Origin of the sequence: Streptomyces sp. RLB3-17 (assembly GCF_007113425.2) — a bacterium.
GTDB lineage: Bacteria > Actinomycetota > Actinomycetes > Streptomycetales > Streptomycetaceae > Streptomyces > Streptomyces mirabilis_D.
On the sequence record NZ_CP041610.2, the window covers coordinates 5,149,836 to 5,173,692 of the forward strand.

Genomic DNA, 23,857 nt, shown 5'->3' on the forward strand with positions numbered 1-23,857 from the left:
GTGTGATTGACGTCCAGAACCTGACCAAGCGGTACGGGCCGGCCACCGTCGTGGACGGCCTGACCTTCACGGTGCGGCCCGGAGCCGTCACCGGCTTCCTCGGCCCCAACGGCGCCGGGAAGTCGACCACCCTGCGGATGATGCTGGGCCTGACCCGCCCCGACACCGGAACCGCGCGGATCGACGGGCACGCCTACGGCGACCTGGCCCACCCCCTCCGCCGCATCGGCGCCCTGCTGGAGACCTCGGCCCCGCACCGCGGCCTGACCGCGCGCGACCATCTGCTCTGGCTCGCCCAGAGCAACCGGATCGCCCGCGGCCGGGTCGCCGAGGTCCTGGAGGCGGTCGGGCTCGCGGACGCGGCCCGGCGCCGGACCGGCACCTTCTCCCTCGGCATGGGCCAGCGGCTGGGCCTGGCCGCCGCACTCCTCGGCGACCCGCCCGTGCTGGTGCTCGACGAACCGGTCAACGGCCTGGACACCGAGGGCATCCGCTGGCTGCGCGACCTGCTGCGCTCGATGGCCGCCGAGGGCCGTACCGTCCTCATCTCCAGCCATCTGATGACCGAGATGGCCCTGGTCGCCGATCACCTGGTCGTCATCAGCCGGGGCCGGCTCCTCGCGGACACCGGGATGTCCGACTTCATCGAGCGCCACGGACGGTCGTACGTCCGGGTCCGCACCGCCGAACCCGACCGGCTCGGCAGGGAGTTGGAAGGTCGCGGCGCCACGGTGAGCCGCGTCCCCGGCGGCGGCCTGGACGTCGTGGGCATGGCGGCCGCGGACGTCAGCCGGATCGCCGCGGCGGGCGGCTTCCCGCTCGACGAACTCGCCACCCACGCCGGGTCGTTGGAGGAGACCTTCCTCGACGTCATCGGAGAAGAAGGCACCCGCGCGGGAGCCGACGGCGCACGCGCCCTCGGTGAGGAAGGCAGGAACACCCATGTCTGAGACCCTCGCGGCCGTCCGCGCCGAGACCACCAAGCTGCGCGGCATTCGCGGCACCCGGATCTCGCTGCTGCTGTTCGCCGCGGTCAGCGTCCTCATCGCCGCACTCGACGGCTGGTCCGCGAAGAACGCGCTGGAGTCCGACAACCCGAGCCTGCGTTCCGACTTCACCCCGGAACAGGCCGGTCTCGACGGCATCCTCTACGGCCAGTTGGCGCTGATCGTGTTCGGCGTCCTCGTCGTCACCAGCGAGTACACGTCCGGCATGATCCGTGTCTCCCTGCTCGCCGTCCCCCGGCGCGGACGGCTCTACGCGGCGAAGACGGTCGTCACCGCCCTGGCGGCGGTGGCCGTCTCCGTCCCCGTCACCGTCCTCGGCTACCTGGTCACGCAGGCGGCCCTCGGGTCCCACGGTTCCTCGCTCGGCGCGAGCGGTGTCCCGCGCGCCCTGGCCGGGGCGGTCGTCTATCTGACCCTGATGTGCCTGTTCGCGGCGGGTATCGCGGCGATCGCCCGCAACGCCGTCGTACCGCTGGCCGTTCTGCTGCCGATGGTGCTCGCCGGGACGCACATCCTGTCCCTCATCGGGGCGACCAAGGAGATGGCCCGGTACTTCCCCGACCAGGCGGGAAACGAACTGCTCACCGTCCGGTCCCCGCACACGGCCTTCGGCTTCACGGTGCTGCTCGCCTGGACCGTCGCCGCCCTCGGATGGGGCTGGGTGCGCCAGCGCCGGTGGGACAGCTGACAGGACCGGCATGGGACAACTGCCCCATGCCGGTGGGACAGTCCGCCCCGTAGCTTCCGTGACAGATCACAGGCCGAACAAGGTCGGCCTGACCGATCCGAAACGGGAGGACACCATGTCCGCGATCTACGAGCCCCCCATGCTCCAGGAAGTCGGCGACTTCGAGGAGCTCACGAAGTGCCTCGGCGTCGGAAGCTGCAACGACTTCGCCGGCTGCGGCTACGCGATCGTCTGCTTCTGGTGATCACGTCCGGTGCCGGTGCGTTCACGCGCACCGGCACCACCCGGGGTGACGAGGAGACGGGGAACGAGGCGACATGGAATTCGTGGTTCTTCCGGACTGCCCGGCCGGTGCCGCCGCAGCCGGCCGGCTGCGGGCGACGCGGCGCGTCGATCACGCGTCGGGGCGGCCCTGGATCGTCGGCGACTGGCCCGAGGCCGAGGCCGTCGTCGTCCAGGCGGGCCCACGGCGGATGGTCGTGCTGGGACACACCCGGCTCGACGAGACCGCCGCGGCGGCCGCGCTCGGCCGACTGCGCTCGCTGCACGACGTGGACTCGATCGCGTCCCGGCTGCCGGGAGCCGTCCACCTGGCCGTGTCACTGGACGGCAGGACCAGGGTGCAGGGTTCGGCCGTCGGCGTACGACAGATCTTCACCGCCGTCGTCGACGGGGTGACCGTCGCCGCGAGCGGGGTGGAACCCCTGCTGCGGCTGACCGGCGCCGGCCTCGACGAGACCGTGCTCGCCGCCCGCCTGCTGGCGCCGGGCGGACCACCCTGGCCGCTCGCCCAGCGCCCCGTCCGCCGGGGCGTCGAGGCGCTCACCACCGGCCACTGGCTGGAACTGGACACGGACGGCCGGGCCCGGCAGACCCGCTGGTGGGAACTCCCGGAGCCGTCCCTCACGCTCGCGCAGGGCGCAGCCGCCGTCCGTTCGGCACTGGACGACGCGATCACCAGCCGGGTCGCCGCGGGCGGCACCCTCAGCGCCGACCTGTCCGGCGGTCTGGACTCCACCTCACTGTGCTTCCTCGCGCACGCGGCCGGCGCCGACCTGGTCACGTACCACGTGACGCCGATCGACAGCGCCAACGCGGACACGATGTGGGCCCACCGGGCCGCAGAGTGCCTGCCTGCGGCCCGGCACCACACGCTGTCCGCCGACCGCGCCGAGAACCTTTTCGACGTCGGCTACACCACCGACCTCGTGGGCGCGGCCCCGGAGGGTCCCTCGACCTGGGCCTCCGGACTCGCCCACATCCAGGACCTCGCCAAGCGGGCCACGGCGGAGGGCGCCACACTGCACCTGACCGGCTTCGGCGGTGACGAGCTGTTCGGCCGGATGCCCGCCTGCGCCTGGTCCCTGGCCCGGGCCACACCGGTCGGCGGGCTGCGGCTGGTCAACCGCTACCGGCTGGCCAATCGCTGGCCGTGGCGGGCGACCGTACGCTCGCTCCTTGACCGCTCGACGTTCACGCAGAACCTCGGTCGGGTCGCCGCCCGCATCGACGCCCCGCCCCCGCCCGTCGACGAGCCCGACTTCGGCTGGGTGTTCGCGCCCCGCATGCCGACCTGGGCGACCCCCGACGCCGTGGCCGCGGTCCGCGCCCTTCTCACAGACGCCGCCACCGAGGGACCCGGGCCGCTGGACGCCGACCGGGCCCGGCACCAGGCGCTCGCCTCGCTCGTCTTCGAGGGGACCACCGTCCGCCAGGTCAACTCCGCCCTCGGGGACACCGGCATCACCTGGGACGCGCCCTTCCTCGACGACCGGGTGGTGGAGGCGGCCCTGGCCACCCGGATCGACCAGCGCCTGCTCGGTGGGCGGTTCAAGCCGCTGCTCACCTCGGCCGCACGGGGTCTCGTCCCCGCGGACATCCTGGGCCGCCGTGACAAGGGCGAGTTCAGCGCGGAGGCGTTCCGGGGCCTGGCCCGCAACCGGGCCCGGATCCTGGAGCTGTGCGAGGACTCCCAGCTCGCCCGGCTCGGCCTCATCGACCCGGCGGCCTTCCGGTCCGCGGTGCTGAACCCGGGGCCGATGTCCCACCATCTCCAGCCGATCGACACCACGGTGGCGTGCGAGAGCTGGCTGCGGACGCATCCGGAGACGTACCCCATGCCACCCGCCCGGAACACGCCTACGGGAGAACACCGATGAAGCTGACCCTCGCCCGCGACGTCACCCTCACCGTCGTCGACTCCGGGGCCGTGCTGCTCGACGGGCGCCGCGGCCGCTACTGGCAACTGAACCACTCCGGTGCGGGCGTCCTGCGCCAACTGCTCGACGGAACGGCGCCCGACGCGGCCGCCGCCGGCCTGTGCGCCGCGGCCCCGGTCAGCGACGACCAGGCACGGCAGGACGTCCAGGCCCTCATCGACGCGCTCAGCGCGGCCAAGCTCGTGGAGGTGGCCTCGTGACCACCCCCGCCGTGGCCGAACAGGCCCCGCGGCTGCCCTGGTACCGGCAGCTCGCCCCCCGATGCGCCGCGGGGGCGGCCCGTCTGCTGGTCCGGTTGCCGCCGGCCCGACTGCATCGTGTGCTGGGCGTGGTCAGCAAGGGGTCCCGCCCCGCCGGATACGCCGAGGTGGCGCGGGCCCGCCGGTCCGTCGTCTCGGTCAGCACCCGCTGCGCGGGCCTCGGTTGCCTCCAGCGTTCCGTGGCCACCGTCCTGCTGTGCCGGGCACACGGCAGGTGGGCCGACTGGTGCACGGGATTCAGAACCGAACCGTTCGGCGCGCACGCCTGGGTGGAGGCCGAGGGGCGGCCGGTGGACGAGCCCGGCGAACTCAGCGTGTTCCGCACGGTCCTGGCGGTCCGCCGCCCGGACGGACGCCGGAGCACCTCCGACCGTCCCCTCCGCCCCTCCCGAGGGAGCCGCTCATGACAGCGATCCGGGCCGAGGGCCTCTACGCGTACTACGGCACCGCACCGGCCGTGAACGGGCTCGACCTGACCGTGCCCACGGGCAGCGTCTACGGCTTCCTCGGACCGAACGGCGCGGGCAAGACCACCACCATCAACATGCTGACCACCCTGCTCCGGCCCACCGCGGGCCGTGCGGAGGTGGCCGGCTTCGACGTCGCCGCCCGGCCCGCCGAGGTCCGCCGCCGTATCGGCATCGTGTTCCAGGAGTCGACCCTCGACCTGGACCTCACCGCCGCCGAGAACCTCCGCTTCCAGGCCGACCTGTGCGGCCTGTCCCGGCGCGCGTCCCGCGACGCGATCGGCTCGATGCTCGACCTGATGGACCTCTCCGAGCGCCGCAGGGTGCCCGTACGGCAGTTCTCCACCGGACTGCGCCGCCGCCTCGAGATCGCCCGTGGTCTGCTCGCCGAGCCCAGCGTGCTGTTCCTCGACGAGCCGACGACCGGACTGGACGCCCAGACCCGCGCCGCCGTCTGGGAGCACCTGGAACGGCTGCGCCGGGAGAGGGGCATCACGGTCTTCGTCACCACCCATCAACTGGACGAGGCCGAGCACTGCGACCGGATCGCGATCATCGACCGGGGCAAGGTGGTCACGGAGGGCACACCCGCGGACCTCAAGTCCGTCATCGGGGCCGACCTCGTCGTCCTGCGCACCGACGACGACCAGCGCGCCGCCGCCGCCATCGGCGACCGGTTCGGCCTCCCGGCGGAGCCCACTCCGGACGGTCTGCTGCTCCGGGTCGAGCGCGCGGCGGCCCTGGTGCCCCGCCTGTGCACCGAACTCGGCGTGACCGTACGCGAGGTCGCCATCGCCCCACCCACCCTCGACGACGTCTTCCTGCACCACACCGGTCTCGCCATCCGGGAGAGCCCGACCGGCCCGCGCACGCTCGGCAACCTCGGGGAAGGACTGCGATGAGCCGGACCGACACCGCACCCGCCGCACTCGGCGACGTCAGCACCGCACCATCACCGACCGACCGGTCCCGCAACGCGGCGCGCCCCGTCCTGCTGCTCTGGCGGCGGGAGATGACCCGGCTGCGGCACAACCCCGTGCGCCTGGCCATGGGACTCGTGACACCGCTGCTGTTCCTCGTCGTCCTCGGCACCGGCCTCGACGCGGCGTCGTCCAGCCTCGGCAAGGCCCAACTGAACGACTACCGGGCCTACTTGTTTCCCGGCACGCTGGTCATGTCCGTGCAGGCGCCGGCGATCGCGGTGGGCATCTCGCTGGTGTGGGACCGCAGGCTGGGGGTGCTGCGCCAGATGCTCGTGGCGCCGTTCCCGCGCGCGTCCATCGTGTTCGGACTGGCCCTCGGCGGCGCCACCACCGGCGCGGTCTACGGCCTCATGGTGCTGTCCGTCGGCGGGATCGCGAGCATCCGCTACACGCCGATGCTGCTGGTCGTCCTCCTCGAACTCCTGCTGGTCTCCCTCATGTTCACCGCGCTCGGGCTGCTCGCCGCCGTCACCATCCGGCAGGTCGACACCTTCCAGGTCGTGGTGAACCTGAGCCTGATGCCGCTGATGTTCTTCTCCGGCGCGATGTTCCCGCCCAACGGCCTGCCCGGCTGGCTCGACACCGTCGTCAAGCTCAACCCGCTGACGTACGGCGTCGACGCGGTCCGCCGGACCCTGCCAGGACCGAGCGTGCTCACCTCGGAGCAGACCCGGCTGATGCTCGGCGACTGGCATCCGCCCGTGGCCGCCGAACTGGGTTTCCTGGCCGCCCTCACCGCGGTCGCGCTGGGCCTCGCCGGCTACCGGTTCTCCCGTACGTCATGAGGCCGGGAGGACAGAGCACGGTGGACGCGAGCACGACGGATGTGACCACGACGGCCGCCGTCCGGGCCACGACCGGGCACTGGGCGGGCGCGGCGCGGTTCGTGGCCCGGCTGCTCCTGGCGGCGGTCCTGGCCTACGCCGGTCTGGTGAAGATCGGGGACCTCACGGAGGCCGGGCGGACGGTCGCGCTCTACCGCATCGTGCCCGCCGACTCGGCCCAACTCGTGGGCGGTGTCCTGCCGTTCGTCGAGGTGGCGCTCGCGCTGCTGCTCGCGGCCGGGCTGGCCACCAGGGCGGCAGCGGCGGGAGCGGCCGTACTGCTGGTCGCCTATGCGGCGGCCATCGCCTCGGTGTGGGCACGGGGCATGTCCATCGACTGCGGCTGTTTCGGCGGCGGAGGCACGCTCAGCGGTGGCGCCGCACGCGGCTACGCGCTCGACCTCGCGCGCGATCTGCTGCTGCTCGGCGCGGCCGCCCTCCTGATCCGGAATCCGCGCACCCGATACGCGCTGGACGGCTGGGTCCTGGACCCGAAGGAGTGAGGGGCATGACGAGCACACAGACAACGGACGCCACGGTGCGGGAGATGGTGCACCGACGGCAGCGGCGACGGCGCACAGTGGTGGTGTCTCTGGTGGCCGCCCTGGTGGTGGTCGCCGCCGCGCTGGTGGGCGCGGGCCTGGTCCGGGCGAACAACACGGCGCCCGGCAAGGCACCGAGCCGCGTACCGGCCGGACTCGCCGCCGACAAGTCGGGCGTGGCCGCCTCCACCGGCGCCGTACGCGTCGACGTGTACCTCGACTACCTCTGCCCCGAATGCCGTCGTACCGAACGGGCACTGACCACCGCCCTGGACAGTCTGAGGGCGCACGGCGGGGTGAGCGTCGTCTACCACCCGGTCGCCTTCCTCGACGACCGCAGCGCACCCGCGGGCTACTCGACACAGGCGGCGTCCGCGGCGGCCTGCGCGGCGGACGCGGGGAGGTTCGAGCGGTACTCCACGGTCCTGTTCTCGAAACAGCCCGCCGAACAGGGCCCAGGGCTCAGCGAGGCCCAGCTGATCGCGGCGGGCCGGGACGCCGGCATCACCGCGGCGTCCTTCGCCCGCTGCGTCGAGGACGCCCCCTACCTGCCCTGGGTACGGTACGTCTCCGATCTCGCCGCCTCCCGCAAGGTGGCGCTGACCCCGACCGTCATGGTGGAGGGCCGCCGCGTCGACGTCACCGGCTCCGACCCGGGCGGCGCGCTGACCCGGGCGGTCACGGCGGCCCGGCGGTGACCCGGCTGACCGTGGCCCTGTCCGGGGACTGCATGGCGACACGGGGAGCGGTGATCTCCTCCGACCCGGCCGCCGGACGGCTCCACGAACTCCTCGACGGCGCCGACTTCGCCGTCACCAACCTGGAGGTGGTGCCCAGCGACGGACGCGGACACCCGGTGCACAACGCGGCCGGTGGCGGCTGTCTGATCGCGGACTCCGGTGTCCTGGACGAGATCACGGCGGCCGGGTTCACCGTGCTGGGCTGCGCCAACAACCACGCCATGGACCTGGGCACGGAGGGCGTGCTCGGCACCGTGGACCTGCTGCGGTCGAGGCGGATCCCGTTCGCCGGGATCGGCGCCGACCTCACCACGGCGCGCCGGCCCGTCTACGTCGACCGGGCGGGCGGCAGCCTGGCGCTGCTCGCCTGCACCGCGACGTTCCTGCCCGGCCAGGAGGCGGCCGATCCGTCGCCGGAACTACCCGGACGGCCGGGCCTCAGCCCGCTGCGCCACTCCGCGACCCTGCGGGTGACGGCCCCGCAGATGGACGTGCTGCGGACGATCGACGCCGAGACGGGCCTGCGCGCCCGCCGGGCCGAGGCCCGCACCCTGCTCGGGGTCGACCCCGCCCTCCTCGGACCCGACCGGCTCAGTCTCTTCGGCACCCGCTTCCTGACGGCGGACGAACCGGGCTTCACGACCGAGTGCGATCCGCGCGACCTCGACGAGATCTCCCGCTGGGTCGGTGAGGCCCGCCTCCGCGCGGACCTCGTGGTGGTGAGTGTGCACTCCCACGAGCCCGGCCCGACGCCCGAGACACCGGGCGAGTTCCTACGTGTCTTCGCGCACCGGATGATCGACGAGGGCGCGGACGTCGTGGTCGGGCACGGCCCGCATTTCCTTCGCGGTGTCGAGCTGTACCGGAACAGGCCGATCTTCTACAGCCTCGGCAACATCGTCAGTCAGATCGAACTGACCGACCGCGTCTCCGCGGAGGACTACGCCAAGGTCACCACCGACCGGCCGCCCACCCCGGGCCGCTACTACGACCGGCTGAGCGGCCACGGCACCCGGTTGTTCGCCCCCCACCGCCGCTACTGGCAGTCGCTCGTGCCGGTCCTCACCTTCGACGACGGCACCCTCGTGACGGCCCGCCTCCACCCGGTCGACCTCGGCTTCGCCCTGCCGGTGCACCGCAGGGGCCGCCCACGCCTGGCCGACCAGGCCGAGGCCAAGGAGATCCTCACCGAGGTCGCCCGGCTGTCGGAGTCGTACGGTACGACGGTCCGGGCGGGGGTCGACGGCACGGCGGAGCTGCTTCTGGACGTGGCGTGAAGGGCCGTGCGTGGCGGGCGAGTTGATGAGAGAGCCTTGCTAAAATGTCATATGTCACCTACGAGCGGACGAGGAACCGGGGAACACGCATGGCCGAGTCGGTCCGGGTACTGATCGCGGACGACCAGGCACTGCTGCGCGGGAGCTTCCGGGTCCTCGTCGACTCCACACCCGGCATGGAGGTCGTCGGCGAGGCCGGCGACGGCGCCATGGCGGTCCGGCTCGCCCGGGAACTCGCCCCGGACGTCGTCCTGATGGACCTCCGGATGCCGGTTCTCGACGGCATCGCGGCCACCCGGGAGATCTGCTCCGACGAGACGCTGACCGGTGTTCGGGTGCTGGCCCTGACCATGTTCGACATGGACGAGTACGTCTACCCGGCCCTCCAGGCGGGTGCCAGCGGCTTCATGCTGAAGGACGCCTCGCCGTCCGACCTGGTCGACGGCATCCGGGTCATCGCCACGGGCGAGGGTGTACTGGCCCCCACGGTCACCCGGCGCGTCATCGCCAACTTCTCCCGGCGCGGCGAGACGCCCCGCCCCGCTCCACGACTCGTCGGTCTCACCAAGCGGGAACACGAAGTCCTCGTCCAGATCGCCAACGGCCTGTCCAACGCGGAGATCTCCGAACGCCTGGTCATCAGCATGCCGACCGTGAAGACCCACGTCGGCAGCCTCCTGGCCAAGCTGCACGCCCGGGACCGCGCACAGCTGGTCATCATCGCGTACGAGAGCGGCCTGGCCGAGCGGGGAATGCCGACGTGACCGCGGCGACCAGGACTCACGGCGCGGCGCCCCGCTGGGCGGCTGCGCGGGGGTGGCCGTCGTCGCCGGTGTCGCAGGTTCGAAACCTGCCGGGGCACAGCGAGAAGGGCACCTACGGATCGCCGTAGGTGCCCCTTTTGCATCCAGGTCTGACGACCGGATCGCCGCGGACCGCGACGGTCCCCCGAACAGAGGCCCCCGTTGTTACTGAAGCCATTGGGCCGTTCGGAGGAGTCGGGGCAGCGAGACAGCCAAGGGCGTCACGGGCCGTCAGCTGCTTTTTTCCTGCTCTCAGCGTGATTCCACGCCAGGACAGGGCCGACACCCAGGCCCCTCCACAGCGTCAATGGCCCATACAAGGGAGAGTTACGGATATATCTGCACTTTGTAACGCGAATCGTTTCCTTGGCCTGGTGTCGCAGTGGAGGGCCACAGTGTGGGCCTCGGCACCGAGCCGGGAATGACGGATTGCACGCCCGGCCCCGACCAGGGTCGGTGTGCACGAACGTGAGGTGACAGATTCATGTCTGTTTCTCGTAAGGCGGTCCGCCTGATCGCCACCTGTGTGGCTACGGGCGCGCTCGTCGGCGCGGCCGCCATGCCGGCCCTGGCCGCCGGAGGCGGCCACGACCGCGACAACGGGAGGGGTTACTCGCACAGTTACAGGAGCGACCACGACCACGGCGGCCACTTCGGCGACCGGGACCGGGACCGCGACCGCGACCGGGGCTGGGGCTGGGGCTTGGACCGGGGCCACGACCGGGGCTGGGACCGGGGTCACGACCGGGACCGGGACCGGGACCGCGGCTGGGACCGAGGCCGGGGCTGGGACCGGGGCGAGCGCCACGGCTGGTACAGCGACCGGCACCGGGATCAGGACCGCTACCTCGGCCACCACTAGCCCGCCTTGGCGACTGTGCTGCGACGCGGAGGCCCACACCCACTGCCACCCGTCGTCATGACCGGCACGGCCGCTGTACCCAGCCGGAGGGCCGAAGACCGTTCCTTGCGGTCTTCGGCCCTCCGGCCACGTGTCGCACGACACCCACAAGGTTCACCTGATCAAATTCACCGCGCCGGTGTCCCTGGTAGCACTTGCGCTCGCGAGTGCTCCGCTGGCCTCTCAAGCCCAGGCCCTGGTCATGCCGCTGGGCGTGAACGCCCGGCATGCGCCTGGCACTCCGGGGGGCCCACAGGCCCCGGTCACGGTGTTCACCGAAGACGGTGGAGTTCCGGACCGAGCGGCCGATCCCGATCGCGAAGCCGAACCGCTACATCACCTTCGCAGTGGATGTAGCCGCCGTGAATTGCGGCCAAGCCGTTCCTCCGCTGCTGAAGTTCTATCTGACCGGCAACGGGGCAGACATCCCGACCTTCACCACCCCCATCAATCCCTGCGCCGACCCCAACTCCAAGCCCTATCCCGGAGGAAACGGGTTGAGGGCCGGGGCGTTCGCCGGCAACAGAGCCGTACTGTTCAACGATAGCCAGTTGGGCATCAAGATGGTCAACGGGCAAGGCGAATGGTTCGGCAATGACCATGCGTTCGACAACATCCGGATCCTGGATGCGACTCCGCAATTGGACAAGGCGTTCAGTCCTGCCACCGTGGACAAGGGTGGCACCTCGACGCTCACCATGACGGTGACGAACACCAGTGAACTGGCGGCGAAGAACGACTTCAGCTTCGCCGACAACCTGCCCGCCGGAGTGAAGGTGGCCTCGACCGCGAACGCGTCGACGACCTGCGGCAACGGCACGGTGTCCGCGGCGTCGGGGGGCACGTCCGTCGCTCTGAACGGCGGCGACCTGGCCGCCGGCGAGAAGTCCTGCACGGTCACGGTGAACGTCACAGCCGACAAGGCGGGAACCTACGTGAACCGCCCCGAAGCGATCACCACGGTTGGCCTGAATCCCACGGACCCCGCGACGCTGACCGTCAAGATGAAGGGAGCAACAGCGGTGGGCACCGCGACGGGCTCGGGCGGTCTGCTGTCCGGCAATGTGGTGCAGGTACCCGTGAACATGCCGGTCAACGCCTGCGGCAACTCCGTGAACGTCATCGGACTGCTCAACCCGGCGGCAGGCAACGTCTGCGTCAACGGCTAGCCGATCGTCGGGCTGACCCGACCGAACTCCTCAAGCGGTGTCGCAGGTTCGCATCCTGCCGGAGGCACGAGGCCTGAACGGGCCGCATGTATCGAACAGCCCCCACGGAGCATTCTCCGAGGGGGCTGTTTCATGCGTGCGGGAACAATGCGGGACCCCCTCAAGCTTTGCTCAATTCCCTGGTCCGGATTGGAGAACTCATGCGAACATCGCGTGGTCCGCTGCCATCCGACCAGGTGGCGGGCATGATTCAGGGGGAATTTCCATGCTTTTTTCGCCGAAGTCGCCAGCGTACCGCCATGACCACCGTGCACTGGCAGCCGTCGGCGCGGCGCCCGTTTCATCGATCCGGGCCTTGTCGTGCGAAGCGGTGCAACGTCCGGCCCGGCTGGGACACCTCTGTCAAGTCTGATCGAACCTACCTGTGTTCCCAGGTGGTTCTCACCAGCGAGACCGCTGAAGGCCCCACGAAATATGGCTCAACTCTGTGCCGTGGGAGCCAGTTTCGGCGAGCGCGATATAGGTGACAGGGAAGTTCCCAGGGCGGTAGCGCGGCTGAGCCGCCACCGGTACCACCTCGTGGCATCAAAGGGAATGGCGGCCGTAGTGCTGCCCCGTGCCGTTGTGTGCAACTGACCACCTCACCCATCACGTTACCGCCGGCTTTCCGCGGAACCACTCGGGACAGCAAGCCAATTCTGGCCACCCGCGAGTTGGCGGAAGGTCGATTTCTCGTGCCCAGATTCCGTGAAACCCACAGGAGTGGAACGTTGTCGTATCGAAGACACCTGCCAGTCGTCGCCCTGCTGTGCGCGGCCGTGCTCGGCACCGCAGCCCCGAACACATGGGCCGTGTCACCGTCACCGCGTCCGTCCTCCGCCGCGGACCCTGCCACGCCGACCGCCACGAACAAACCTCGACCAGTCGCGTCAGCGTCGGCGTCCGCACCTACGCGGAGCCCCTCTACGGTCGTCTCTCCGCCCGCGGTCTCATCCCCGTCTGCGACCTCGTCCCCGTCCCCGTCTCCGGGGGCGGCTGCGGGCCATGAGGCTCAGGAGGCTGCCAAGTACTGGACCGCACAGCGCATGGCCAACGCCCGACCGCTGGACGCCCTACGGTCGGCACCGTCCGCCCGCAAACACGCAATGCCGGCGGCGGGGAACGCCTCTCCGAACGGCACCCTGTTCGGCGGAACCCGCCTCGTAGGAACGTTCTTCGGCTCCAGCAGCCCAACCGGTACGAACTGGTCGTGCACGGGCAGCGTGATCGACACCCCGGCCAGAAACGTGATCCTCACCGCGGCGCACTGCGGACTCGGCTACAGCAACAACTACATCTTCGTACCGAAATTCATCAAGGGCGCGGGGCCCGACCAGCAGCCCTACGGCATCTTCCACATCCAGCACGTCTTCATCGACCCCCGCTACATACCTGACACGGGCCATTCGTCGACCAAGAAGCCCTGGTCCGATCTGGACACCGCGTTCGCGCGCGTCTCGGCGAATCAGCGCGGCAGGCAGCTCCAGGACGCCGTGGGGGGAGGGCTGACCTTCACCCAGCCGACCGGCTACAACCACAACGATGTCACGGTCGTGGGCTATCCGGGCAAGGACCACAACGGGGCCGGGCAAGCCATCAAGTGCACCGTACCGACGACGCAACTGCCTGGGTTCCGTCAGATGTCGATGACCTGTGGCGGCTACTACGGTGGCGTCTCCGGCAGCCCGTGGATCACCGACTACCAGGACGACGCACGCACCGGCCATGTCATCGGCAACCTCGGTGGCTACAACGGCGGCGGGAACGACGCGGACGTCGACTACATCAGCTACGCCCCGGCGTTCGGTTCCGACGCCGCCAACCTTCTCGCCGACGCCATAGCCAACCAGGACCCTCCGTCCAACCTGCCCCCGTACCAGGGCATCCAGGCGAAGCTCCCCGGAGGAGCGACGCTGTGGCAGCACGCGAAACTGCTGGCCTCGGGCGACTACACGGGCAACCGCCGCAGCGACATGATCGTGGTCTGGTCCGACGGCGAAGTCACCTTGTACCCCGGTGACGGCAAGGGCGGGTTCCTGCCGGAGAGACGGCTTCAGGCACCCAACTCCACCTGGACACACGCGGAGACCGTCACAGGCGGAGACTTCACCGGCTCCGATCTTTCCGACCTCATGGTGCGCTGGTCCGACGGTGAGGTCACTCTCTACCCGGACGTCAGCGCTTCGGGCCTGAGCGGAGAAGTCCAGATGGCGCCCTCCGGCTCCCTGTGGAAGAACGCAATTCAGATCTCGGCCGGGCAGTTCCACAACGGGAAGTACGCCACGGACCTGATGGTGCGCTGGGTCGACGGCGAACTGACCCTCTACACCTATGTCGGTGCCGGCACCTTCGGGACCGAGAACCGCCTGCTGGCTCCGAACGGCACCTGGAAGAACGCCACCTTGCTGACCAGCGGGAACTTCAGCGGCAAGGCCAACTGGGACGTTCTCGTCCGCTGGGTGGACGGCGAGCTCGACACCTACGTGGCCACCTCGACCGCGGGCCTCGGCGCCGAGGCCCGCATGCGCGACCCCAACGACCTGTGGAAGCACGACCTGGTCATGACGGCGGGCAACTACACGCCCAATGGCTTCAGCGACGACCTGATCGTTCGCTGGTCCGACGGCGAGACCACGCTGTACGCCGATACCGCCTACACGTCTCTCGGTACCGAGAACACCCTGGTCTACCCGGCCAGTTAGACGCTGTCGTGCGAGGAGAGTCTCGCGTAGGGATACGCAGAAATTTCCGGCCGCCGCCTGCGACCGCGGCACCCAACCGTTCGTCAAACGGATAGACCATGCATTCAGGGGGAACGATGCGAGCGACCACACGTCTCACCGCCGGGTTGGGATTGCTCATGGCGGGCTTGGCCGTAACGGCCTGTGGCCACACAGCCGGAGAGGACGGGACCGCCGCTCCCACGAGTGGCGTGGCAAGTCCGTCCGTTCCGTCCGACACTTCATCCGCCACTTCCTCCGAGGCGCCGAAACCCACCGAGTGCCGAACCGGTTCTTTGACGTGGACGCTGGTCCTGCTCCCCACGAAGAGCAGTAGTCGGCGCGACGCACTATTGACCGCGGTCAACAATGGGCCCAAGACATGCGTGTTCGCCGGTTACCCGGGTCTCAGCGTCCACAACGGGAAGGCGAACAGCATTGAGGGCGTTGGCCACGGACACCCCAAGCCGGTCACTCTGCGCAAGGGGGCTGGAGTAACGGTCGGCCTTCAGTACACGCCCCGCAGTGCGAAGGGCGCCGGCGACTATTGCGTCAAGGAGGGCGAGGCGCTGGTCTCGGCACCGCACAACCCCGACCGTGAGCGCACGAACGTCCCAGTCGTGGACACCCATCATGCGGCGGCCGAGATCGATGCCTGCGGCGACTCCATCTCCCTGTCACTACCGCATCACACGACGACACCCGCAACCACCACGCGATGAGTCCGTGCCCCCGTGGTGGGGCGGACCGGACACAGATCGGTGAGGGCCCACAGTGTCGTCGTAAGCAGCCCTGAGGGCCGGGCCCCCCTCAGGGCGCCTGCCGGTCCGGGCGTACGAGCAGTCCGCGTTCCAGGGCCACGACCACCGCGTGGGTACGGTCGCTGACGTCCAGTTTCGCGAAGACGCGCAGGAGGTGGGTCTTCACCGTCGCCTCGCCGATGACCAGGCGTTTGCCGATGTCGGCGTTGGAGAGACCGTCGGCGACCGCGTTCAGGACGTCCAGTTCTCGGCCGGTCAGCGCCACGGGGGCCGGGCGGCGCATGCGGGCGACGAGGCGTTCGGCCACCTTCGGGGCCAGGACCGTCTCGCCGCGGGCCGCGGATCTGATGGCGTCGACCAGTTGTTCGCGCGTGGTGTCCTTGAGGAGGTAGCCGATGGCACCGGCCTCGACGGCGCGCTCGATCTCCACATCCGTGTCGTAGGTGGTGAGGATCAGCACCCGGGTCGCTGCGCTGCCGGCGACGATCTCCGCGGTCGCGGCGACGCCGTCGAGGACGGGCATACGCAGGTCGATGAGGGCCAGGTCGGGTGCGAGGGTCCGGACGAGTTCGACGGCCTCCCTGCCGTTGCCCGCCTCGCCGACGATGGCGATTCCGGGCTCGGACGCCAGGAGGGCGACGACTCCCGCCCGCATCACGGTGTGGTCGTCCACCACGATCACACGAATCCTGTCCGTTGCGGGCGGCGCGGCCGGCTGGACGGCCGGCGTCCGGTCGGTGCCCGTCACAGCCGTCTCGGTTGCCGGGGCCTGATCGGTCGGTCGGGCCATGTCAGTCCTGACTGTTCGTGGGGATCGTGGCGAGGACGCGGGTTCCGTCTCCGAGGGAGCTGGTGACCGTGAAGTCGCCGTCGAGTTCGGCCAGCCGCTTGCGCATGCCCGCGAGGCCGAAACCCTGGGCCTCGTCCGGCACGAAGCCGCGCCCGTCGTCGGTGATTTCCAGCTCGATGCCGTACGGATGCCGGGCCAGGACGACGCCCACCGTGGTGGCGGCCGCGTGCTTGCGCACATTGGCGAGAGACTCCTGGGTACAGCGCAGCAGTGCGATGCGCGTCGTCTGGTCGCAGTCGACGTCGGCCAGTTCCGCGGTGACGGTGAGCCCGGTGTCCTGGATGAAGCGGTCCAGGGTCCGGCGCAGCGTGGTGGCCACCGAGCCCGGGGCGACTCCGCTCTGCGGGGCGGAGCCGACCAGCACGCGCGCCTCGGCGAAGTTCTCGCGCGCTGTCTGCACGATCGACAGCAGCTGCTGGTCGCACTTGTCGGCGTCGGCGCCGTTCGCGTCGCGGGCGGCCTCCGCGAGGACGATGATGGAGGCGAACCCCTGGGCGAGGGTGTCGTGGATCTCGCGGGCGATGCGCTCGCGTTCGGCCGCCGCTCCCTGCCGCTGGTAGGCCTCCGCCAACTTCTCCTGTGCGCTGTGCAGTTCGGAGGCCAGTTGCTCGGTGCGGGCGTTGCTCTGACTCATGAGGCGGTGCACCCACAGGCCGAGGACGACGCCCGCGCCGTAGGCGACCACGGTGAAGACGACGTTCCCGGTGAGGAACTGGGGGCTCCAGCCCTGGCGCAGGGTGCCGCCGAAGACGGTGGTGGCCGCGCCGAGGCCGCTCAGCACGACGGAGGACCTCGGGTTGCGGGCGAAGACCCAGAAGTGCGGCAGGGACACGATGTAGAACGCCGCCGCGCCGCCCAGCTGGTAGGAGACGCCGCCCTCCACCAGCGCGAGCAGTCCCAGGAAGACATCGGGGCGCAGCACCGGCTTGCGCGGCGGAGCCAGGACGAGCACGTAGCACAGCGTGATCAGCGCCAGCAGACCCAACGACCAGTACTTCTTCGCCTCGGTCGCGTCGAGTACGGCGACGGCCGTGGGCAACAGGCCCAGGAGGAACCAGGAGATGGTGTTCCAGAGGTGGAGCGGGCCCAGGGAGTGACGGTCGTCGGGCTGCGGCCGCTGCTTCATGGATTCAGCTTACTTTTTCGAGGGTGCGGGGGGCGTGGGCCGTGTCGCGGGCCTCGCGGATCCCGTGTGAGGGCCACCAGTTGGCCTCGCCCAGCAGCAGCATGAGCGCGGGCAGGATCAGCATCCGAATGACGAAGGCGTCGAGGAGCACGGCGACCGCCAGGCTGAATCCGATCTGCTTCATCTCGATCAGATGCAGTGCGGCGAAGCTGGCGAACACGGTCACCATCACGACGGCGGCGCTGGTGACCACGCCGGCCGAGCTGCCGATGCCGTCGATCACGGCCTTGCGGGTCGGGACCCCGTTCAGGGCGGCCTCACGCACCCGGCTGATCACGAACACCTGGTAGTCCATGGACAGGCCGAAGAGGATGACGAAGAGGAACAGCGGCACCCGGGAGCCGATCGAACCGGTGGAGTCGAAGTCGAGCAGTCCCTCGGCCCACGTGTCCTGGAAGACGAGGACCAGCACGCCGAGCGAGGCGGCGGCCGACAGGAGGTTGAGCAGTACGCCGACCAGTCCGAGGACCAGCGAGCGGAACGCCCACACCGTCATGGCGAAGGTGACGAGCAGCAGGGCTCCGATGATCAGCGGCAGCTTCTGCTCCTGGTGTGTGGGGTAGTCGGTGTAGCGGGCGACGTCTCCGGTCACCGCGGTCTCGGCGCCGGCGACCTTGCCGACGGTCTCGGGGACGTAGGTCTTGCGGATGTCCTTGAGGGACGACTGGGCCTGGTCGGTGCTCACGTAGTACGGCACCTGGAGCTGGAGCATGGTGATCCGCTTGTCCGGCGAGGTGAGCAGCTGGGAGGTGCCGCTCAGCCGGGCATCGTCCTTGACGTCCGCCGCGAGCTCGCGCAGGGCTGCGGTCACCTCGGACGAGCGGTCGGCGTCGGCTCGTACGACGACCTGGTGCATGGACTTGAGCTCGGGGAAGGACGCGTTGAGGCGGTCGTACACCTGCATGGCCACGATGGAGCGTGAGTGTGTCTCACGGCCCATGTCGGTCAGTTTCAGGCCGAGCACCGGAGCGGCCAGGGCGAGCATGGCGATGACGGTGACGCTCAGCGCGGCGGCGGGGCGCTTGCCGACGAGGCTCAGCACCGCCGTGGTGAGGCGGCCGGCACCGGTCTTGGGCTGCTTGCGCGGCCGGGGCGTCCTACCGCGCTGCGCGGCCCGGGCCTCCCTGCGCACGGCGCGGCGCTCGGCTCGCTCGCCGAGCTTGGCGAGCAGGGCCGGCAGGACGGTCAGCGAGCTGAGCACGGCGACCAGGGTGACGACGATCGCGCCGGTGGCGATCGAGGAGAAGATCACGTCGTCGGCGAGGAACAGCGTGGCGCTGGAGATGGCGACGGCCAGACCGGAGAGTACGACGGCCCGTCCCGACGTGGCCGCGGCGAGTTCGACGACGGCCCGCGAGCTGAGCCGGCCACCGGCCCGGGCCCGCTCCTCCCGTTCGCGCTTGAGGTAGAAGAGCGTGTAGTCGACGCCGACGGCCAGGCCGATGAGCAGGATGACGTTGGTGCCGACGCCGGCGTCCGGGAAGGCGTGCGAGGCCAGCATCGACAGGCCGACGGCCGCGGCGATCGAGGAGAGCGCGAGCAGCAGCGGTACGAGCGCCATCACGAGGGAGCTGAAGACCAGCAGCAGGGTGATCAGGGTGACCGGCAGGGCGATCACCTCGGTGCGGGAGAGGTCGTCGCCGCGCAGTTTGTCGACGCCCTTGCTGATGGAAGGGGATCCGGTCTCCTCCACCCGCAGATCCGGGTTGGCCTTCCGCACGGCGGCGGTCTGCGCGAGCAGCGGGTCGACGTGCTTCTTCCCGTCCAGCTCGGGGCCGTTCATGGTGACGTCGACGCGGACGGCGGTGCCGTTCGCCGCGTGCACGGGGTCGGCCACCGAGCGGACCTCGTCAAGCCCGCGCATCCGGTCGGCCACGTCCTTCGCGGCGGCGTCGGCGGCGGTCAGGTCCAGGCGGCCGGACCCGGGCCGCGCGGTGATCAGAACGCGTTCGACGGGGCGCTGCTGCAGCCCGCCCTCGGCGGCCAGCGCTTCCGCCCGGCCCGCCTCACCGATACGGAAGTCCTCCGTGGTGGCCGGGTTGCCGCCGACCGTGATGCCCACGCCTAAGCAGAGGACCACGAACAGCAGCCAGGAGACAATCGCGCGCCAGGGGTGTCCGGCGCTCCAGCGAGCCATGCGAACGGGGAGATTCTTCATGCCGTTCATGCTGGTCGGTGGGGGGTTCGTGCCGACAGCCTCGACAGGTTGAACTTCGGGTCCACCAAGTGGTGGACCCCGCTGGAAGGGGTCCGTCGTCGGGATCGCCGGACAGGGGTACGGCCCGGACTCACCGCCTCGCGCTGAGAGTCGGCCCGGCGATGGACACGTTGCCGCTGAGCTGGGCGACCTGTGAAACGGTCACGTTCTCGAAGGTCATGGTGCGAGTGGGAACAGCGGGGTGGGAGAGCCACGGGGGCAGCGCGTCGGGGGTGACGGTGACGCGGCGGTCCGCCGGGAGCGGAGCGCCGCCCAGTCCGACGAGCGTGCCGGACAGCTTCTGGGTGTACAGGGTCACCACGTCCTTGCCCTTGACCGTGGACGTGGTCGCGGGCTTGGTCCGCAGACGCATCGCCGCGCGGCCACGGCCCGCCGTCAGGTCGAGGTCGCCGAAGTCCAACGACCGTGCGGTGAACTTCAGCACCCGCTTGGACCCGGCCGCGGTCCGGACGGTGACCACGCCGTGGAAGGCACTGCCGTGGAGTACGAGTCTGTCGGCGCGCAGCACCCAGGGGACGTTCGCCGGACGGCCCGGCAGTCGGACGACCGGCGTGCCGGCATCTGCTGGTGCCTTGGACGTGCGGATGCCGCCGGGGGCGAGCAGCGCCTTCGAGGCCGCTGGTGTGGCGAGATGCAGGACCAAGGGCAGGCCGGCGACGGCCAGTGCGCAGGCGAGGGGCCGCAGCAGTCGACCGGCCGGGCGGTTCTTCACCGCACTGCTCGGACGGCGGGGATCGGACTCCGGCCCGCTTGCCGCGCAGCCGGTCAGGGCGTCATGTGCCACCGTGGTCCTCACCTGCGGGAATGGTCGTGGACGCGGGGTTCGCTGCGGGCTGCGACTCGGCGGCGGCCGTCGGAGGAATCCAGGCACAGGCCAGGGATCCGCCGATCAGACCGGAAGTCAACCCGATGAGGAGGCCCCCGAAATTGGCGACGGGAAACGAGACGAGGGCGAGCAGAATGACCGCGATCCCTGCGAACACGCGCGCCTGCTGGTGGAACCAGAGGGAGATGGCCAGGGCCACGAGGAGAACTCCGATGATCAGCGACCCCGCGCCGGCCGAGGTCGACAGTGCCAGGGGGATGGCGCCGAACTTCAGGTGCGCGTACGGAAAGTAGATGATGGGCAAGCCCGCTGCGAAGGTGAACAGGCCGGCCCAGAAGGGACGTCCGTCTCGCCAGGTCCTGAATTCTCGTCGGGTGGCGGTGGCGGCGACGCGCAAGTTCCGGCGCCTGCCGAATCGTTCGAAGAACACGTGGGCTTCCGTGATGTTCGGCGGGCGGGAGTACGCGGCGGGCGGGTGGGATCACACCCCGGGCGACGGCGAAGGGTGCGTGTTTTGTGACGAGGGGTCAGAAGCACTCGTGGTGGCCTTGTCTGAGCCGCACGTCGAGGTCCGGGACGTTGAACGTGGCGGCCGAGACCGCCACCGTGGTGAAGTGCACGTTGCTCAGGAAGGCCGTATCCGCCTGCTGGGCGAAGCCGTTGGGGTCGAAGAACCGGGAGTTCCTGTCCCCGCGACTGATCGGGCCCTTGCTGACCGCTCCCGCCGCCACACCGATGTCGAGGTCGTCGAAATTCGCCTGTGTGCTCGACAGGGATGTCGCGTCGAGGAACAGGTTCCTCGCCTCGACCCGCTTGCGGTCGCCGCCGGTGATCCTCAGCGTGTACGGGCCCAGCACCGGGATCGAGACCACCACGGACTGGCACAGCCCGCTGATCTCCGCGCGGCTGGCCCCGGTGACCACGACCGGCACCAGGGTGCCCTTCCTGGTCACGTCCACCATGCCGTAGATGCTCAGACCACGGACGTCCAGAGTGTCCAGGGCCACCTGGAACTTCTGGCCGGAGATGAGGAACGACGCGGCCAGTGCTCCTTGGGCCATACCGACGCCGAGGGCAGCGGCGGCCATGACGCTCGGGGCGAGAACGACGGCAAAACGCTTCCAGGAGGTCCTGCCTGCGCGGTGCAGCATCCCGTCTCCTTCCGGTCATGACGTGGGCTCGCCGATGCCAGACAGGGGTGGGCGACGCCCCTCTCCCTAGTGGCGGATCCTAGGCTTCCCGGCACGTCAACCGACGGCACGCCAGGTCGGCCGGATGGATGAATCGGTTTCCGTTGCGGCATACGGATGACACGCGACGCGGTGAGCCGTCGGTGTCTCCGATCTGCCGACCATCGCCGAGACTCGGGCCTGCGTCTTTGGGCAAGGGTCGGCTGCCGTTGCCGTGTCGCATCGCGCGGTCGGTCGGTGACGGCCGACGACGGCTTGCCGCGGGCGCCCTTACTTCATGCCCGGGGAGCCCGCCATTCCTGGCGTGACCTGCGTACGCCACTTCGCGTGGCGTGCGTGCCGATCATCGATGGCCCGGTGACGGCTGCCCAGGCACACACGTGCGTGGCCGCTCGACGAGGTGGCCACGCGTCACACCTGGATCCACGGCACGTGTGCTCCTGATCGGACTGCCGGCCCTTTGTGTGGGTTCGCTCGGCAGAACCGTGTGGGTTCGGTCAGCAGAACGCGGGCGGGATGCTCTGCTCGTACTGGAAGACGTTGCGGGGGTCGTACTTCGCCTTGATCTTGCGCAGCCGGTCGAAGTTGTGTCCCCAGTAGGCGGTCTCCCAGTCCTGCATTCCGATGTTCGGCACGTTGACGTACGCGCCGTTCACGTACGGCCGCAGTGCCTGGCTGAACTCGGCGATCCAGGTCTGGGCCTGCGGGGTGAGAGGGTCGCAGACACCTGGCTGTCCTGTACGAGTCCCCCAGCCGGCGCCGGGTTCGGAGTAGAAAAGCGCGTCGCGATGCGGGAACGCCGTGCCGCCGCGGGGGCTCTTCCTGACCGCCCCGCCGAAGGCCTGGGTGAAGAAGTTGCTGTCGTCCGTGGGGGCGTCCTGCATGAATGAGGCGATCAGGCTGATCGCTTCTTTCGGGAACGGCTTTCTGGTGAACTGCGAAAAGAACTTCCAGTTCGCGGGCTCGTCCGCGGTCGGAATCTGGAATCCCGCGTACACGTCGCCCCAGTTACCCACCTGCGTCGTGACATGGGGGTTGCCGACCGACAGAATCGGGGCCAGCAACTCGTTCGCCTCTTCCGGCGATCCTTCGGCGAGGACGGCGAAGAGCAGGATCTGGTTTCTGTGGATCTCGACCTGGGTTCCGAGGCGGTTGTCGGAGGTCGGCGCCGTACGCTGCCATGCGTCGAAGACCCCGTGCAGGTCCCCGATTCCCGCCCACGTGGCCTGCACATACGTGACGCTCTTCAGCGGCGCCGCTTTGTACGTGAGGGACGTGACGATCCCGAAGTTGCCGTTCCCCGCCCCGCGCAGTGCCCAGAGCAGGTCCGAGTTGTGGTTCAGGTCCGCCTTGACCACCTTGGCGCACTCGGCACCCGACGCGACGACGACCTCAGCCCCCACCAGGCTGTCGCAGGCCATGCCGAGGTAGCGGGTGAGGAAGCCGAAACCGCCGCCGAGCGTCGCACCCGACAGACCCACGGTGCCCTCCGTCCCGGTCGTCACCGCGAGGTCCTTCTTCGCGAGCGTGGTCACGGCCTCCAACTGGCTGAGCCCGGCGCCGACCGTCGCGATACGAGAGGCGGTGTCGATGTGGACCGACTTCAACTCGCTGATGTCGATCACGATGCCGTTGTCCACGTTGGACCAGCCCTCGAGGCTGTGGCGGCCGCTGCGCACCCGCAGCGCGACATCGTGCTGCCGCGCCCACGTCAGGGCGTTGACCACGTCCTGGGTGTTCTGGGCGAAGACGATGACCAGCGGATAGTGAGTGAAGAGCTCGTCCCAGCCCAGGCTCGCACTCGCGTACCCGGGGTCGTCGGGACGGACGATGCGGCCGGTCAGCTTCGCCGGCTTGCATTTCGCGCCCTCGGCTCCTTCGGTCGCGGCGCTCGCGTCCGCGGCTTCCGCGGCCGCGACACCCGGGAGAACCACCGCGCCGGCGCCGGCCGCCGCCGTCGCCTTGAGCAGGCCGCGACGAGAATAGTCGTGCATGGTCAGTTTCCTCTCGACCGGGCTGCGCCGGTATTCGACCGAGGCAATGGGAACCGCAGATTACAAGGGTGCCCCTGGCCGTTTTGTCCGACACGCTAATCGAGGAAGACGGGCGGCATACCGAAGGAGGGTATGCGCGAGCTGGCATGGATCAGCCTGCCGTCGATTTCGAGTATTTCGATCCTCTCAGCCC

23 protein-coding genes are annotated in these 23,857 nt (G+C 70.0%); 16 read left to right on the plus strand and 7 right to left on the minus strand.

Going from position 1 to position 23,857, the window contains the following annotated elements:
- The first annotated feature begins 2 nt into the window (after nt 1–2).
- From FNV62_RS23370 to FNV62_RS23450, 16 genes are all read left to right on the plus strand, one after another.
- Nucleotides 3–950: an ABC transporter ATP-binding protein gene (locus FNV62_RS23370; RefSeq protein WP_097285130.1), complete on the plus strand. Its 948-nt coding sequence runs from the start codon at nt 3–5 to the stop codon at nt 948–950.
- A complete protein-coding gene (locus FNV62_RS23375) occupies nt 943–1,695 on the plus strand; it encodes an ABC transporter permease (RefSeq protein WP_060900510.1) in 753 nt (250 codons plus the stop codon). The genes FNV62_RS23370 and FNV62_RS23375 overlap by 8 nt, the downstream gene beginning before the upstream one ends.
- Nucleotides 1,696–1,810: 115 nt before the next feature.
- Nucleotides 1,811–1,939 carry an aborycin family tricyclic lasso peptide gene (locus FNV62_RS23380; protein WP_103079660.1) on the plus strand — a complete coding sequence of 43 codons (129 nt, stop codon included), beginning with the start codon at nt 1,811–1,813 and terminating at the stop codon, nt 1,937–1,939.
- Between the two features lie 73 nt (nt 1,940–2,012).
- Nucleotides 2,013–3,854, plus strand: a complete 1,842-nt coding sequence (locus FNV62_RS23385) for a lasso peptide isopeptide bond-forming cyclase (protein WP_143601959.1) — start codon at nt 2,013–2,015, stop codon at nt 3,852–3,854.
- On the plus strand, nt 3,851–4,114 hold the full coding sequence (locus FNV62_RS23390; protein ID WP_054228346.1) for a lasso peptide biosynthesis PqqD family chaperone: 264 nt from the start codon (nt 3,851–3,853) through the stop codon (nt 4,112–4,114). Before FNV62_RS23385 ends, FNV62_RS23390 begins: the two co-directional genes overlap by 4 nt.
- On the plus strand, nt 4,111–4,581 hold the full coding sequence (locus tag FNV62_RS23395) for a lasso peptide biosynthesis B2 protein (protein ID WP_054228345.1): 471 nt from the start codon (nt 4,111–4,113) through the stop codon (nt 4,579–4,581). Before FNV62_RS23390 ends, FNV62_RS23395 begins: the two co-directional genes overlap by 4 nt.
- Nucleotides 4,578–5,543: an ATP-binding cassette domain-containing protein gene (locus FNV62_RS23400; protein WP_143627003.1), complete on the plus strand. Its 966-nt coding sequence runs from the start codon at nt 4,578–4,580 to the stop codon at nt 5,541–5,543. The genes FNV62_RS23395 and FNV62_RS23400 overlap by 4 nt, the downstream gene beginning before the upstream one ends.
- Nucleotides 5,540–6,409, plus strand: a complete 870-nt coding sequence (locus tag FNV62_RS23405; protein ID WP_143605450.1) for an ABC transporter permease — start codon at nt 5,540–5,542, stop codon at nt 6,407–6,409. The genes FNV62_RS23400 and FNV62_RS23405 overlap by 4 nt, the downstream gene beginning before the upstream one ends.
- Nucleotides 6,410–6,429: 20 nt before the next feature.
- Complete coding sequence (locus FNV62_RS23410) at nt 6,430–6,951, plus strand: MauE/DoxX family redox-associated membrane protein (protein WP_205522265.1); 522 nt, start codon at nt 6,430–6,432, stop codon at nt 6,949–6,951.
- A gap of 5 nt (nt 6,952–6,956) precedes the next feature.
- A complete protein-coding gene (locus FNV62_RS23415; protein ID WP_143601965.1) occupies nt 6,957–7,688 on the plus strand; it encodes a DsbA family protein in 732 nt (243 codons plus the stop codon).
- Nucleotides 7,685–9,007, plus strand: a complete 1,323-nt coding sequence (gene mslH / locus FNV62_RS23420; RefSeq protein WP_143601966.1) for a lasso peptide C-terminal Trp epimerase — start codon at nt 7,685–7,687, stop codon at nt 9,005–9,007. The genes FNV62_RS23415 and mslH overlap by 4 nt, the downstream gene beginning before the upstream one ends.
- Before the next feature lie 89 nt (nt 9,008–9,096).
- Nucleotides 9,097–9,771, plus strand: a complete 675-nt coding sequence (locus FNV62_RS23425; RefSeq protein WP_054228340.1) for a response regulator — start codon at nt 9,097–9,099, stop codon at nt 9,769–9,771.
- A 523-nt stretch (nt 9,772–10,294) separates the two neighbouring features.
- Complete coding sequence (locus FNV62_RS57130; RefSeq protein ID WP_143601968.1) at nt 10,295–10,672, plus strand: hypothetical protein; 378 nt, start codon at nt 10,295–10,297, stop codon at nt 10,670–10,672.
- A 323-nt stretch (nt 10,673–10,995) separates the two neighbouring features.
- A complete protein-coding gene (locus FNV62_RS57600) occupies nt 10,996–11,880 on the plus strand; it encodes a chaplin family protein (RefSeq protein ID WP_205522461.1) in 885 nt (294 codons plus the stop codon).
- 1,085 nt (nt 11,881–12,965) lie between these two features.
- Nucleotides 12,966–14,621 carry a trypsin-like serine peptidase gene (locus tag FNV62_RS23445; protein WP_143627005.1) on the plus strand — a complete coding sequence of 552 codons (1,656 nt, stop codon included), beginning with the start codon at nt 12,966–12,968 and terminating at the stop codon, nt 14,619–14,621.
- Between the two features lie 158 nt (nt 14,622–14,779).
- Nucleotides 14,780–15,361: a DUF4232 domain-containing protein gene (locus tag FNV62_RS23450; RefSeq protein WP_225900861.1), complete on the plus strand. Its 582-nt coding sequence runs from the start codon at nt 14,780–14,782 to the stop codon at nt 15,359–15,361.
- Nucleotides 15,362–15,449: 88 nt separating this feature from the next.
- Here the strand turns inward: FNV62_RS23450 and FNV62_RS23455 are convergent, their stop codons facing one another.
- The 7 genes from FNV62_RS23455 to FNV62_RS23485 form a co-directional block, all read right to left on the minus strand.
- Complete coding sequence (locus FNV62_RS23455) at nt 15,450–16,190, minus strand: response regulator (RefSeq protein WP_143627007.1); 741 nt, start codon at nt 16,188–16,190, stop codon at nt 15,450–15,452.
- Between the two features lies 1 nt (nt 16,191).
- Nucleotides 16,192–17,376 (minus strand): sensor histidine kinase, encoded by a 1,185-nt coding sequence (locus tag FNV62_RS23460; RefSeq protein ID WP_143627009.1) that lies wholly within the window; start codon nt 17,374–17,376, stop codon nt 16,192–16,194.
- Between the two features lie 4 nt (nt 17,377–17,380).
- Nucleotides 17,381–19,594, minus strand: coding sequence for an MMPL family transporter (locus tag FNV62_RS23465; protein WP_143627011.1), 2,214 nt, complete (start codon nt 19,592–19,594; stop codon nt 17,381–17,383).
- Nucleotides 19,595–19,724: 130 nt separating this feature from the next.
- Nucleotides 19,725–20,438, minus strand: coding sequence for a hypothetical protein (locus tag FNV62_RS23470; RefSeq protein WP_143627013.1), 714 nt, complete (start codon nt 20,436–20,438; stop codon nt 19,725–19,727).
- A complete protein-coding gene (locus tag FNV62_RS23475; protein ID WP_143611271.1) occupies nt 20,428–20,877 on the minus strand; it encodes a DUF6114 domain-containing protein in 450 nt (149 codons plus the stop codon). The genes FNV62_RS23470 and FNV62_RS23475 overlap by 11 nt, the downstream gene beginning before the upstream one ends.
- 130 nt (nt 20,878–21,007) lie before the next feature.
- Nucleotides 21,008–21,631: a DUF6230 family protein gene (locus FNV62_RS23480; protein ID WP_097285143.1), complete on the minus strand. Its 624-nt coding sequence runs from the start codon at nt 21,629–21,631 to the stop codon at nt 21,008–21,010.
- Nucleotides 21,632–22,167: 536 nt separating this feature from the next.
- On the minus strand, nt 22,168–23,664 hold the full coding sequence (locus FNV62_RS23485) for an FAD-binding oxidoreductase (RefSeq protein WP_143627015.1): 1,497 nt from the start codon (nt 23,662–23,664) through the stop codon (nt 22,168–22,170).
- Nucleotides 23,665–23,857: the final 193 nt, after the last annotated feature.